Below are 12,598 nucleotides of genomic sequence, written 5' to 3' on the forward strand. Positions count from 1 at the left end.
ACCCGGGTCTTCGACCAGAGGTGATGGTTCTCGTCGATCTTCACGTAGCCTTCGGGCGCGCCCTTGAACTCGATCCCGGGCGAGGCCGCCACCACCTTGTCGACGTCGAACGAGCCGGCCTTCTCGCAGGCCATCTTCCACAGGAACGGGCCGAGATAGGCCGCCTGCGTCACGTCGCCGATGACCGTCTTCTCGCCCCACATCTTCTTGAAGGCGGCGACGAACGCCTTGTTGTTCTCGTTCTGGATCGACTCGAAGTACTTCATGCAGGCGTAGGCCCCGGCGATGTTCTCGCCGCCGATGCCGTCGATCTCGTCCTCGGTGACCGAGATCGTCATCAGCACCTGCTTCGACAGGTCGATGCCGGCCGCCTTCAGCTGCTTGTAGAACGCCACGTTCGAGCCGCCGACCACGTCGGCGAAGATCACCTTCGGCTTGGTCAGCTTGATCTTGTTGATGACCGAGTTGAACTGCGTGTGGCCGAGGGGGAAGTACTCCTCGCCGACGACCTTGCCCTTGAGCACGGTCTCGATGTGCCTGCGGGCGATCTTGTTGGAGGTGCGCGGCCAGATGTAGTCGGAACCGATGAAGTAGAAGCTGTCGCCGCCCTTCTCCTTGTGGACCCAGTCGAGGCCGGCGAGGATCTGCTGGGTGGCCTCCTGGCCCGTGTAGAAGACGTTCTTCGACTGCTCCAGGCCCTCGTAGAAGGTCGGGTAGTAGAGGAGGCCGTTGTACTGCTCGAAGACCGGCAGCACCGCCTTGCGCGACGCCGAGGTCCAGCAGCCCATCACGGCGGCGCAGTGGTCGTTGACGAGGAGCTTCTTGGCCTTCTCGGCGAAGGTCGGCCAGTCGGAGGCGCCGTCCTCCTGGATGATCTTGATCTTGCGGCCGAGCACGCCGCCGGCGTCGTTGATCTGCTGGATCGCCAGCTTCTCGCCCTGGCTCGGCCCGGTCTCGGAGATCGCCATGGTGCCGGTGATCGAGTGCAGGATGCCGACCGTCACCTCGCGGTCGGTCACCGCCAGCCCGCCGGCATCGGCGGCCGCCGCGACGCGCGGCAGCGAGGCCGCCAGCGGCGCCGCCGCCAGGCCGAGCAGCAGGCGCCGGCGGAGGGTGAAGTGCGCGGGATCGTCTGTCACCATGGCGGGCTGATCCTTCCGATCGTCCGAGAGGGTTGAGCCGCCCCATCCGCAGCGGATCAGCCGTCACGCAGGGGATCGTCTCCGCACGCATATTTCTTCCAAAGAAAATATCTTTCCTCAAGATGAAAACATCGGCAGCCTGCCCATATCGCCGGCGGCGTGCCGCCCTCGGGGGCTATTTGCGGCGGCGCGCCGGCGCGAGGCCGGTCAGCGCCGCGAAGGCGCAACCGGCGGCCGCCTCCAGGCCCGCCGCGAGGGTCCCGCCGTCGGGCGCGAGGAGCCGGAGGCCGAGGCCGGCCGCGTTCGGCAGCGGGCTGAGCCCGGCCCGGCAACCGGTGCGGTCGGCCGCGGCCTGGACGTCCCCGGGGTCCGGCAGGCACGGGGCCGGACCGAGGATGACCATGGCGCCGTAGGCCCGCCACGGGCCGAGCGGCGAGTCGGGAGCGTGGAACTCCGCGCCGGCGATGCGGGCCCGCTCGCGGACCAGGACTGCCCCCGCCGCCGTCTCGATGCCGAGGCCGAGTTCGACCCGGTCGAACGGCCTGCCGCGGCCCTCCGGGTCGTGGCAGGCGATGCTCTCGGACACGACGGCCCGGGCGCCGGGCTCGAGCGTGATCTGGGTCGTGGCCGAGAGGGCGGCGCCCGGGAACAGGATCAGGGGATCGGGCACGCAGTGCAGGAAGGCGTCCGCGGCGACGCGGATCCGCGTGTCCTGGCGGGCCGGCCGATCGGCGCTGCGATGGACGACCGTGGCGGCCTGGGTGGTGACGTGCGCCGCCGAAGCCGGGCCCATCGCGATGTCGAGGCCCAGACGGTCGCCGCGGTAGAGGCCGCCGGAGGCCGATTGCAGGTACAGGGTGATCAGCTCCGGCCGCTGCGGATACAGGCGGAACGGCTTGGTGATGTGGAACGGGTACGGCACGTGCTGGTCGGCGAGCACGCTGGTGCCGCCGCCGCGCACGAAGCCGAGGCGGGCCGTCGCGCGGCGGCCGGTCTGGATGTCGTCGGGCACGGCTAGGGCGTGAACAGCACGGCGCGGCCGATGGCATCCGCCACCCGGTCGATGCCGAGGCCCGCGCGCGCGTTCGTGGCGATCACCGGCTTGCCGCCCCGGACCCGCGCGGCCTCCGCCAGCATCCCCTCGAGGTCGACGCCGACATGCGGCGCGAGGTCGATCTTGTTGATCACGAGGAGGTCGCAGCGCAGCACGCCCGGACCGCGCTTGCGCGGGATGTCGTCGCCGCCGGCCACGTCGATCACGAAGATCCACCAGTCCACGAGGTCGAGGGAGAAGGTCGAGGCGAGATTGTCGCCGCCGGATTCGAAGACGAGCAGCTGCAGCCCCGGGAAGCGCGCCTCCAGCGCGTCGCCCGCGGCGATGTTGAGGGTCGGATCCTCCCGGATCACCGTGTGCGGGCACGCCCCGGCCTCCACCGCCTCGACGCGGCTCGGATCGATCAGCCCGGAGCGGCGCAGCCGCTCGGCATCCTCCTTGGTGACGAGATCGTTCGTGATCACCGCGAGATCGACGCCCCGCGCCTGCAGCACGGGGATCAGCCGCTCGATCAGCGCGGTCTTGCCGGATCCGACCGGGCCGCCGATCCCGATCCGGGCGGCGTTCGCGGGAGTCACGTCGGTCATGGGGAGCTGGGCCGTGAGAGGGGTGTCGGGGTTCGGCGGCGCTCAGCGCAGCATGTAGCGCTGGGCGAGCGGCAGGGTCCGGGCCGGCTCGCAGGTGGCGAGCACGCCGTCGACGAAGACGTCGAAGGTCTGCGGGTCGACGCGGATCTCCGGGCAGGCGTCGTTCCAGAGCATGTCGGCCTTCGTGAGGGTGCGGGTCCCGCGGGCCGGCAGGAGCGCCTTGCGGAGGCCGAGCCGGCCGCCGAGATCGGCCTCGATCGCCAGGGGATGGACGAAGCAGGCCGAGAGCGCCTGCTTGGCGCGCCCGAAGGCGCCCCATTGCGGGCGCATCAGCATCGGCTCGCAGGTCATGAGCGAGGCGGCGGAATCGCCCATCGCGCCCCAGGCGATGAAGCCGCCCTTGATCACGAGCTCCGGCTTGATCCCGAAGAAGGCCGGCCGCCAGATGACGATGTCGGCCATCTTGCCGGGTTCCAGCGAGCCGATATGGTCCTGAATGCCGAAGGTGCGCGCGGCGTTGATCGTGTACTTGGCGATGTAGCGCTTGATCCGGGCATTGTCGCCGAAGCCCGGTCTCTCCTCGGGGAGCGGGCCGCGCTGGTCCTTCATCTTCGAGGCGAGCTGCCACGTCCGGCAGATGACCTCGTGGATCCGGCCCATGCCCTGGCTGTCGGAGCCGAGCATCGCGATCGCCCCGATGTCGTGGAGCACGTCCTCGGCCGCGATGGTCTGGGCGCGGATGCGGCTCTCCGCGAAGGCCACGTCCTCCGGAAGGGCCGGGTTGAGGTGGTGGCACACCATCGTCATGTCGAGGTGCTCGTCGAAGGTGTTGACCGTGTAGGGGTTGGTCGGGTTCGTCGACGACGGCAGGCAGTGCGGCAGCCCGGCGACCCGGATGATGTCCGGCGCGTGGCCGCCCCCGGCCCCCTCCGTGTGGTACATGTGGATGGTGCGGCCGCCGATCGCCGCCAGCGTGTCCTCCACGAACCCCGACTCGTTCAGCGTGTCGGTGTGGAGCTGGACCTGGAAGTCGTAGGCGTCGGCGAAGCCCAGGCAGGCGTCGATCGCGGCCGGCATCGCGCCCCAGTCCTCGTGGATCTTGAGGCCGAGCACGCCGGTCTCGAGTTGCTCCTTCAGGGCGGCCGGCCGGTGGGTGTTGCCGCGCCCGAGGAAGCCGAAATTGACCGGCCAGGCCTCGGCGGCCTGGAGCATGCGGCCGGTGTTGAACGGGCCGCCGGAATCGATGCCGACCGTGATCGGCCCGAGCGAGCCGCCGAGCAGGGTCGTGACGCCCGAGGCGATCGCGTGGTCCGGCAGGCCGGCGGAATCGAAATGCACGTGCACGTCGATGGCCCCGGGCGTCGCGATCAGGCCCTCGCAGTCCCGCACCGTCGTCCCGGCCGACACGATCAGGCGCGGGTCGACGCCGTCCATGATCGCCGGGTTGCCGGCCTTGCCGAGCGCCACGATCCGCCCGTCCTTGATGCCGAGATCGCCCTTCTGGATGCCGAGGACGGGGTCGATCACCACGACGTTGCACAGGAGGAAGTCGAGCGCCCCCTGCGCGGCGGTCACCCCGGGCGCCATCCCGATCCCGTCGCGCAGGGTCTTGCCGCCTCCGTGCAGGCACTCGTCCCCGTAGACGGCGTGATCGTGCTCGACGACCGCCACCAGGGAGGTGTCGGCGAGCCGCACCCCGTCCCCGGTGGTCGGCCCGTAGAGGGCGGCGTAGTCGCGGCGCGGGATCGTCACCATGGCACTCTCCTCAGGCGCCCTTGAAGCCGCGGGCCTTGGCGCGGGCGAGGGCCGCCGCCCGCGCCGCGTCGTCGGGCAGGGTCCCCTGCGTCAGGTCGTTGAGCCCGGTCAGCTCCCGGGCGCCGCCGAAGCCGACCAGCGTCACGGTCTTGCGCTGGCCCGGCTCGAAGCGGATCGCCGTCCCGGCCGGGATGTCGAGGCGGTGTCCCAGGGCCGCCGCCCGGTCGAAGTCGAGCGCGCGGTTCACCTCGAAGAAGTGGTAGTGCGAGCCGATCTGGACCGGGCGGTCGCCGGTGTTGACGACGTCGAGGGTGACCCGCGGGCGGCCCGCGGCGAGCTCGATCGCGCCGTCGGCCGGCAGGATCGCGCCGGGCTCGAGGGTGTCGGCGGGAGCACCTTCCCGGGCGCGGATCGGCTCGTGGACCGTGACGAGCTTGGTCCCGTCCGGGAAGACGCCCTCGACCTGCAGGATCGGCAGCATGGCGGCGATGCCCGGCATCACGTCCTCGATCGACAGGATCGTGGAGCCCCAGCCGATCAGGTCGGCGACGCTGCGCCCGTCGCGCGCGCCCTCCAGGATCTCGTCGGTGATGAGCGCCACCGCCTCCGGGTAATTGAGCTTGAGGCCGCGGGCGCGGCGCTTGCGCGCGAGCTCGGCCGCGGTGAAGATCGTGAGACGTTCGAGCTCGGTGGGCGTGAGCAGCATCGCGCGCTCCCTAGTTGGCGAACAGGCGCAGGTCGGCGCGCGCGTGCCGCATCGCGGCGACCTCGATCAGCGGCGTGAAGCCCGTGAGGACGATGGCGCCGTCGGGGTCGTCCGGCACCGGCCGCTCGGCGATCTCCGCGACGAGCGGCAGCACCGCCTGCACGGCCTGCTGACCCTGGATGGCGCCGACCTGCCCGAGCCGGACCGCGGCCGAGACCAGGCCGGAGACGAGCTGATAGCCGGCGATGGCCGCCGCCTCGGGTTCCGACAGGCCCAGGGCGCGCCACAGGGCGCCCTGCACGGTGGCGAGGTGCCCGAGCATGAGCCCGGACCGGATGGCGGCGCGGATCTCCGCGGCACCGGGTGTCGCGAGCCGCGCGTGCGTGGTCAGCAGGGAGGCGCCGTTGCGCCGGCTCCCGGTGCGCATCGCCTCGACGAGCGTGGCCGCCTCCACGGCGGCGTCGACGCGGCCGAGCCGGACCGGATCGGGGCCGGCGCGATGGGCGAGGATCAGGGCGACGCGGTCGCTCTCCGCCCAGCGGAAGCGCACGAGGGCCGTGAGCGTCCGCGTCAGGCTCTCCGTGTCGAAGGCCGGGTCGCCCGCGATGAGGCCCTCGATCCCGTTGGAGAAGGCGAAGCTCCCGCTCGGGAACGCGGCGTCGGCCTGCTGGAGGGACAGGAGCCGGCTCAGCACGGCGCCGCCTCGTCGAGGATGGTGTGGGTCACCTGCCCGTCGGTGACGAGGGCGCCGAGGCGGACGAGGTAGTCGTCGGCCGGCCCGTCCAGGGCCACCAGGAGGGCTCCCTCGGCGAAGCGCACCCGCCAGTGGAGGTTGCCGGCGTGGTAGCCGAGTTCGAGGGCGGCGGCCTGGCTTGCCGGGACGAGGCGAAGCCAGCGCTCGGCGCCGACCCGTGCGACGAGGGCGCGGTCCGCGTCCAGCGCCAGCACGGCCCCGTCGAAGAGCGGCTCGTCCCGCGGCAGGGCCAGGGCGATCTCCTCGCCGGACTGGGTGGTCGCGCGGATCCGCCGCCGGGCGACGTCGGTGCTCGACACGACGAGCACGTCCACCGCGCCGTGATGCGCGAGATGGTGCAGGCGATGCGCCATCGCGGCGTCCTGCCGGCTGCCCAGGATGCGATGAATGACGCGCATGTCGGCCGCTCCTCCCCCGTCCGGATCCGTCCGCGGGAGCGCCTAGCAAAAGCGAGTCCGTCGACGCTCCGGGCGACGCGGGGCGGCCTCTTTCGATGGTCGGGCGGCCGCGGCCGACCGCGGCACGGCGCTCTCGGGCTCGGGCGTCCCGTCCCCGCTCAGCCCTGCAGCCGGCCGCCGCCGCGCACGACCAGGCACAGGCCGACACTCGCCGCTGTCAGGCCGAACATGATGACGTAGAGGTGGTCGACCTGAAGTCCGGCGGCCGGGTAATAGGCCGACCGCATCCATTCGGCCAGCTGCAGGGCCGGGTTGAACTTGGCCCAGTAATAGAGCCTCTCCGGCAGATAGCTCGGCAGGAAGAGAACGCCGCTGGAGACGTACAGGACGATGCTGAACAGGGCGTAGCCGATCAGCCATCCGGGGAAGAAGCCGATGATCGCGACGTTGATCGTGCCGATCCCGATCCCGAGCGTGATGGCGGCGAGATAGCCGCCCACCGCCGTCAGCGGGTCCGCCGGCACCGGGTCCGTGCCGAGCGCGACCAGCACGGCGCTCACGACCAGCAACGCCAGGAAGCCGGTCACGATCTCCACGAGCACGCGGGAGAACACCAGATCGAACAGCCGCACCTGCGGGTAGTAGGTCAGGGGCCGATTGGTGATCACCGACTTCATGACCTCGCGCGAGATGTACTGGAAGACGAGGACGGGAACGGCGCCCGTCGCGAAGAACAGCGCCCTGTCGTCGCCGAGCGGCGCGGCCAGTTTCTGAACCGTGTAGATCGTGATCAGCACGAAGACGTGCACGCACGGCCAGAGGACGACGACCCCGTAGCCCCACATCGACGCGCCGAAGCGGGTGCGCATGTCGCGCAGGATCAGCGCGTGCAGGACGTGCAGGTAGGCCTCGAACGGACTCTTTCGCGACTTCGCGCTCGATCGCTCGCGCATGGAACATGGCCTCTGCTGGTCCGGGAAGGGCCGGACGAGACGACGGTGCAGATGTGCGGAGGCTCTCTCGGGGGCGATTGCAGTCCGACGTCGCCCCCTCGGCGCGGTGTCCGGGAGATCCGGGTCGTTGATCGAGGCCCGGCCCGCACGGACGCGCGCCGCCTAGGCGGCGCGCGTCCGCGATGCGTCGCGCATGATCGCCACCCTCAGCCAGGCCGCAGAGACGAGGAAATAGAAGGCGCCGAACGCCGCGTAGGGCGCGACATCCACGATCCCGGGGACCGCGGCGCCGGCGGCCTGCTTGATGAAGAAGCCTCCGGCGAGCGCCGATTGGGCGCCGCTCAGGACCATGGCCCACTGTGCGCCGGCCCTCCAGCGCCGCGCGCCGGTCAGAAGCTGGAACAGTCCCGAGAGGATGGCCCAGGCGCCGAACACCGCGAGCACCGCGTTCGGCCCCCATCCGAGTGCGACGGCGACCGCGAGCGCGGTCACCGAGCTGATCGCCGCGTTGAGGGCCTGACTGGGATTGTCCGCGAGGCCGCCGTTGCGCCGCGCGTCGACCAGGTTGGCGAGCGCGTCCCAGGCGGGATACGCGACCAGAAGCGTCGCGGCGACGGCCGGCATGCCTCTGCCGAAGGCGAGGGCGGCTGCCACCCAGCCGGCGGCGACCCCGGCACGCACGAAGTAATAGGCGCTCAGCCAGGGCAACGCAGGATCGCGATCGTGCTGCGGGACGGCTCTCATCGTCGGCTCCTTCGTGTCATGAGCGCGGAGCGGCGGGCCGGATCTATTCGTGAACATCCCAGATGGACACGACGGGTGCCGATTTATAGCTTTGTTGATCCGGATGCGCCGAGCGAATACCCGCTGCGATGGATCCACGTGTAGGATCGGGGGCCGAGGCCGACCATGTCGGAAACGCTGGAAAACTTGACCGATCTTCCGGATGGCGGCCCGCGCAGCGCGGCCTCCGGCGACCTGCTCTCACACGTGCTCGCCCAGATCCGCCTGACCGGCGACCGCGTCGAATCCCGGCCGGTCGCGCCGGGCGAGCGCCTGGATCTGGATGTCGGCGCAGGTCACGTCCTCGTGGTGGTCGCGGGCGCCCTGCGCCTCGAAGGCGGCGCGGCGGCTCTTACAGTCGGCGCCGGCGACCTGCTGTTCCTGCCTCACGGCCTCGGAACCGGGCGATTGATCGCCTCCGAGGGCGCGGAGGTCGTCGTCTGCCGATTCTGGTTCGATCCCTACAGTCTCCGCAGCATGATCGCGCTCCTGCCGCAGCACATCTGCATCCGGCGCGAGGAGGGCGCCGGGTGGCTCGACGGCCTCGTGCATTTCCTGCTCGTCGAGACGACCGACGCCGAACCCGGCGCGGCCTTGATGATCTCCCGCATCATCGACCTCGCGGTCATACGCACGCTGCGGACCTGGGTTCATCTCGGCCGGACATCGGGGTGGCTCGCCGGCCTGGCCGATCCCCGGATCGCCCGCGCCCTCAAGGTCATGCACGAGAGGCCCCTGCAGCGCTGGAGCGTGGAGACCCTGTCGGACGTCGCCGGCATGTCGCGCTCGAGCTTCTGCGAGCGGTTCAACGCGCTCGTCGGTCGCTCACCCCTGCGCTACCAGAACGAGTGGCGGCTGAACCTCGCGCGGGACATGCTCGCCGCGGGCGACGGGCGCGTCGGCGAGATCGGGCTGCGCGTCGGATACGAGTCGGAGGCGGCGTTCAGCCGGGCCTACAAGGCGCTGTTCGGCCACTCGCCCAGGGAGGCGACCGGTCGAGCGGCCGGAGCGCGGCTGGAAAGCTGAGCTCCGGCGCTCCGACCCGCTCCGCCCGGGCCGATGCCGGCCCATCCCCGTGTCAGCTCCCGCGATAGGTCGCGTAGCTCCACGGGGTGATGAGCAGCGGTACGTGGTACTTGGCGTCGGGGTCCGAGACCCAGAAGCGCACCGGCACGCGGTCGAGGAAGGGTCGCTCGGCGCCGGCGCCCGTCCCGGCGAAATAGGGGCCGACGGCGAAGACGAGTTCGTAGGTCCCGGGCGTCAGGGCCTCGCCGGCGAGCAGGGGCGCGTCGGTCCGCCCGTCGCCGTTGGTCGTGGCCGACGCGAGGATCTCCCCGGTGCCGTCCTCGGCGAGGCGCCGGAGCTCGACGGTGACCCCGGCCGCCGGCTTGCCCGCGGCCGTGTCGAGGACGTGTGTCGAAAGATGGCCCATCGGCGTCCTCCCGGACGGAGAGGCCCGCGCCCGCCGCCCGCTGCGGGCGGAGGTCCGTCGGGCCGAAGGAGACGGGCGAGAGGAGCACGCGGCGGGGACTCGGACAACCCGGAAAGCGCTCGGCATTTTCCGAACGATTTTGAAGGTCCTTGGCGCCGGAGCGGGTCGCTGCCGGCCCCGGTTCCGGGCACACCCGGGGCAGCGGCTCGGGCCGAACCACGAGCCGCGATCGAGGCCGAACCCGGCCCCGTGACAGATCGCGGAGGATCCGTCCCATGTATCCGATCCTGCACGAATGGGGCGGGTTCCTCATTCGATGGACCCACGTCGTCGCGGCGATCGCCTGGATCGGCGCGTCGTTCTACTTCATGCATCTCGACGCCAGCTTGCGCGCCATTCCGGCAATCCCGACCGGCAAGGGCGGCGAGGCCTGGGAGGTGCACGGCGGCGGCTTCTACCAGGTGCGCAAGTATCTCGTCGCGCCCGACCGCGTGCCGGAGCACCTGATCTGGCACAAGTGGCAATCCTACGCGACCTGGCTGTCGGGCTTCTCGCTGCTGTGCTGGGTCTATTACGGTCAGGCCGACCTCTACCTGATCGATCCGGCGGTCCGCGTGATCACGCCGATGACCGGGGCGGCCATCGGCCTCGGCGCCCTCGCCCTCGGCTGGCTGATCTACGACGGGCTCAACCGCTCGCCCCTGGCCAACCGGCCGCCGCTGCTCGCGGCCGCCGTGTTCCTCACCGTGGTCGCCTTCGCGTACGGCTTCCAGCAGGTCTTCTCCGGCCGGGCCGCGATGCTGCACACGGGCGCGGTGATCGCGACCTGGATGACCGGCAACGTGTTCTTCGTCATCATGCCCAACCAGCGCAGGGCGATCGCCGAGCTGGTCGCGGGCCGGGTCCCGAACCCCGCCTGGGGCAGGCAGGCGAAGAATCGCTCGTCCCACAACAACTACCTGACGCTGCCGGTGCTGTTCTTCATGCTGTCCGGCCATTACCCGATGGCGTGGTCCTCACCCTACAGCTGGAGCATCGTCGGCCTCGTGGTGATCGCGGGCGGCGTGGTCCGGCACTACTTCAACGTGCGCAACGCCGGCGGGGGCGACCGCTGGTGGACCTGGGGCGTCGCGACGGCCTGCGTGGCGGCGGCGGTGGCGATCAGCGTCGCCTCCTCGCCGGGCGCCCGCGAGCGGATCGGCCTGTCGGCCGCCGCCGAGCCGGCCTCGGCCCCGGCGATCAGCCTCGCGGCGGCCGGGACAGGCGCCCTCGAGGGCCCCGCGGTCGACGACGCCGTGATGGCCGTGGTCGGGACGCGCTGCGCCATGTGCCACGCCGCCGAGCCCCTGTGGCCGGGCATGACGGGCCCGCCCAAGGGCGTGCTCCTCGACAGCCCCGAGCACGTCGCGCGCTTCGCGCCGGCCATCCGCCTGCAGGCCGTCCTGACCCACGCGATGCCGCCCAACAACATCACCGACATGCAGCCCGAGGAGCGGGCGGCGCTCGCCCGCTGGCTGGCAGCGCGATAACCGTCAGGCCCCGCCTCCGGCCCCACGCAGGATCCCGCCCGTGACCGCACCGCATACCGACGGCCCCCCGCGCGACTTCGTCGGCTACGGCGAGACGCCGCCCGACGCCCGCTGGCCCGGCGGCGCCCGCGTCGCCGTCCAGTTCGTGCTGAACTACGAGGAGGGCGGCGAGCGCTCCGTCCTCGACGGCGACCCCCACGCCGAGATCTTCCTCTCCGAGATCGCCGGGGCCACGCCGTTCCCCGCCCGGCACATGAGCATGGAGAGCCTCTACGAGTACGGGGCGCGCGCGGGCGTCTGGCGGATCCTGCGCCTGTTCCGCGAGCGCGGCGCGCCCCTCACGGTCTTCGGCGTCGCGCAGGCGCTCGCCCGCAACCCGGCCGCCGTGGAGGCCTTTCTCCGCGACGGCCACGAGATCGCCGGCCACGGCTGGCGCTGGCTGCCCTACCAGGACGTCCCGGAGGCGCTCGAGCGGGAGCACCTCGCCCGCGCGGTCGAGACGATCCAGCGCCTGACCGGGGAGACGCTGCTGGGCTGGTATACCGGCCGCGACAGCCCGAACACCCGGCGGCTCGTGGTCGAGCACGGCGGCTTCCTCTACGATTCCGACAGCTACGCCGACGACCTGCCCTACTGGGTGCAGGTCGCCGGCCGGGACCACCTCGTGGTGCCCTACACCCTCGACACCAACGACATGCGCTTCTCGATCCCCGGCGGCTTCCCGTCGGGCGACCAGTTCTTCGCGCACCTGCGCGACGCCTTCGACTGCCTCTACGAGGAGGGGGCGAGCGCCCCGAAGATGCTGTCGATCGGGCTGCATTGCCGCCTCGTCGGGCGCCCCGCCCGCCTGCCGGCCCTCGCCCGGTTCCTCGACCACGTCCTGGCCCGGCCAGACGTCTGGGTGACCCGGCGGATCGACATCGCCCGGCACTGGGCGGCCCACCATCCTCCCGGCGCCCCGGCGGCGGGACCGACCCCGGAGAGGACGATCCCGTGATCACCGTCGCCGCGCTCAACGCGCTCGCGCGCGACGCCTTCGTGGACCTCCTCGCCGAGGTCTACGAGCATTCCCCCTGGGTCCCCGAGGCGGCCTTCGACCGCGGGCCCTTCGCGGCGCGCGCGGACCTGCACGCGGCGATGGAGGCGGCGGTGGCCGGCGCCGACCGGGTCCGTCAGCTCGCCCTCCTGCGGGCCCATCCCGAACTCGCCGGGCGGGCCGCACAGCGCGGCGAGCTCACCGCGCATTCCAGCCGCGAGCAGGCCGGAAGCGGCCTGCTGGGCGGCCCCTCCCCGGAGGTGGCGCGACTGCAGGACCTCAACCGGGCCTACGCGGAGCGCTTCGGCTTCCCGTTCATCATCGCCGTCCGGGGCCTCGACCGCGACGCGATCCTCGCCCGGCTGGAGCAGCGGCTCGGCAACCCGCCGGAGGCCGAGCGGGCCGAGGCCCTGCGGCAGGTCGGACGGATCGCCGCCCTGCGCCTGGAGGCCCTCGTCGCGGACTGACG

General features: G+C 71.8%; 14 protein-coding genes. 4 read left to right on the forward strand and 10 right to left on the reverse strand.

Annotation, left to right across the window (positions count from 1 at the left end; translation table 11 throughout):
- The 9 genes from urtA to ACTJK8_RS12560 form a co-directional block, all read right to left on the reverse strand.
- On the reverse strand, nt 1-1,142 hold a 1,142-nt coding region (gene urtA / locus ACTJK8_RS12520), incomplete at its 3' end, for an urea ABC transporter substrate-binding protein (protein WP_440761983.1).
- A gap of 175 nt (nt 1,143-1,317) precedes the next feature.
- A complete protein-coding gene (locus ACTJK8_RS12525; protein WP_440761984.1) occupies nt 1,318-2,154 on the reverse strand; it encodes an urease accessory protein UreD in 837 nt (278 codons plus the stop codon).
- Nucleotides 2,155-2,156: 2 nt separating this feature from the next.
- Nucleotides 2,157-2,783, reverse strand: a complete 627-nt coding sequence (gene ureG, locus ACTJK8_RS12530) for an urease accessory protein UreG (RefSeq protein ID WP_012329898.1) — start codon at nt 2,781-2,783, stop codon at nt 2,157-2,159.
- 42 nt (nt 2,784-2,825) lie between these two features.
- Nucleotides 2,826-4,538 carry an urease subunit alpha gene (gene ureC, locus ACTJK8_RS12535; RefSeq protein ID WP_012329899.1) on the reverse strand — a complete coding sequence of 571 codons (1,713 nt, stop codon included), beginning with the start codon at nt 4,536-4,538 and terminating at the stop codon, nt 2,826-2,828.
- 10 nt (nt 4,539-4,548) lie between these two features.
- Nucleotides 4,549-5,244, reverse strand: a complete 696-nt coding sequence (locus tag ACTJK8_RS12540) for an urease subunit gamma (protein ID WP_012329900.1) — start codon at nt 5,242-5,244, stop codon at nt 4,549-4,551.
- 10 nt (nt 5,245-5,254) lie between these two features.
- Nucleotides 5,255-5,938, reverse strand: coding sequence for an urease accessory protein UreF (locus ACTJK8_RS12545; RefSeq protein ID WP_012329901.1), 684 nt, complete (start codon nt 5,936-5,938; stop codon nt 5,255-5,257).
- A complete protein-coding gene (gene ureE / locus ACTJK8_RS12550; protein ID WP_012329902.1) occupies nt 5,932-6,396 on the reverse strand; it encodes an urease accessory protein UreE in 465 nt (154 codons plus the stop codon). Before ureE ends, ACTJK8_RS12545 begins: the two co-directional genes overlap by 7 nt.
- 158 nt (nt 6,397-6,554) lie before the next feature.
- Complete coding sequence (locus ACTJK8_RS12555) at nt 6,555-7,349, reverse strand: ABC transporter permease (RefSeq protein WP_058607734.1); 795 nt, start codon at nt 7,347-7,349, stop codon at nt 6,555-6,557.
- Between the two features lie 162 nt (nt 7,350-7,511).
- Nucleotides 7,512-8,093 carry a DUF308 domain-containing protein gene (locus ACTJK8_RS12560; RefSeq protein WP_209651288.1) on the reverse strand — a complete coding sequence of 194 codons (582 nt, stop codon included), beginning with the start codon at nt 8,091-8,093 and terminating at the stop codon, nt 7,512-7,514.
- Nucleotides 8,094-8,258: 165 nt separating this feature from the next.
- Between ACTJK8_RS12560 and ACTJK8_RS12565 the strand changes: the two genes are divergently transcribed.
- Entirely contained in the window at nt 8,259-9,158 is a 900-nt protein-coding gene (locus ACTJK8_RS12565) for a helix-turn-helix transcriptional regulator (RefSeq protein WP_024827478.1), read from the forward strand.
- Between the two features lie 52 nt (nt 9,159-9,210).
- On the opposite strand, the gene uraH is transcribed toward ACTJK8_RS12565, so the two are convergent.
- Nucleotides 9,211-9,564 carry a hydroxyisourate hydrolase gene (uraH, locus tag ACTJK8_RS12570; protein WP_012329906.1) on the reverse strand — a complete coding sequence of 118 codons (354 nt, stop codon included), beginning with the start codon at nt 9,562-9,564 and terminating at the stop codon, nt 9,211-9,213.
- 275 nt (nt 9,565-9,839) lie between these two features.
- On the opposite strand from uraH, the gene ACTJK8_RS12575 reads away from it, so the two are divergent.
- Genes ACTJK8_RS12575 through uraD form a run of 3 tightly spaced genes read left to right on the forward strand, consistent with a single transcriptional unit; the run spans nt 9,840 to nt 12,596 of the window.
- Entirely contained in the window at nt 9,840-11,093 is a 1,254-nt protein-coding gene (locus ACTJK8_RS12575; protein ID WP_440761985.1) for a urate hydroxylase PuuD, read from the forward strand.
- Nucleotides 11,094-11,133: 40 nt separating this feature from the next.
- Nucleotides 11,134-12,090, forward strand: a complete 957-nt coding sequence (gene puuE, locus ACTJK8_RS12580; protein WP_127992989.1) for an allantoinase PuuE — start codon at nt 11,134-11,136, stop codon at nt 12,088-12,090.
- Nucleotides 12,087-12,596: a 2-oxo-4-hydroxy-4-carboxy-5-ureidoimidazoline decarboxylase gene (gene uraD / locus ACTJK8_RS12585; protein ID WP_043074965.1), complete on the forward strand. Its 510-nt coding sequence runs from the start codon at nt 12,087-12,089 to the stop codon at nt 12,594-12,596. The genes puuE and uraD overlap by 4 nt, the downstream gene beginning before the upstream one ends.
- Nucleotides 12,597-12,598: the final 2 nt, after the last annotated feature.

Source organism: Methylobacterium sp. 22177, from assembly GCF_052045615.1.
Classification (GTDB): domain Bacteria; phylum Pseudomonadota; class Alphaproteobacteria; order Rhizobiales; family Beijerinckiaceae; genus Methylobacterium; species Methylobacterium radiotolerans.

Coding starts and splice junctions, on each gene's coding strand:
- uraH (WP_012329906.1), bottom strand. CDS start 9,564: ATGGGCCATCTTTCGACACACGTCCTCGACACGGCCGCGGGCAAGCCG.
- ACTJK8_RS12565 (WP_024827478.1), top strand. CDS start 8,259: ATGTCGGAAACGCTGGAAAACTTGACCGATCTTCCGGATGGCGGCCCG.
- ureG (WP_012329898.1), bottom strand. CDS start 2,783: ATGACCGACGTGACTCCCGCGAACGCCGCCCGGATCGGGATCGGCGGC.
- ureE (WP_012329902.1), bottom strand. CDS start 6,396: ATGCGCGTCATTCATCGCATCCTGGGCAGCCGGCAGGACGCCGCGATG.
- ACTJK8_RS12540 (WP_012329900.1), bottom strand. CDS start 5,244: ATGCTGCTCACGCCCACCGAGCTCGAACGTCTCACGATCTTCACCGCG.
- ACTJK8_RS12575 (WP_440761985.1), top strand. CDS start 9,840: ATGTATCCGATCCTGCACGAATGGGGCGGGTTCCTCATTCGATGGACC.
- ACTJK8_RS12560 (WP_209651288.1), bottom strand. CDS start 8,093: ATGAGAGCCGTCCCGCAGCACGATCGCGATCCTGCGTTGCCCTGGCTG.
- ACTJK8_RS12555 (WP_058607734.1), bottom strand. CDS start 7,349: ATGCGCGAGCGATCGAGCGCGAAGTCGCGAAAGAGTCCGTTCGAGGCC.
- ureC (WP_012329899.1), bottom strand. CDS start 4,538: ATGGTGACGATCCCGCGCCGCGACTACGCCGCCCTCTACGGGCCGACC.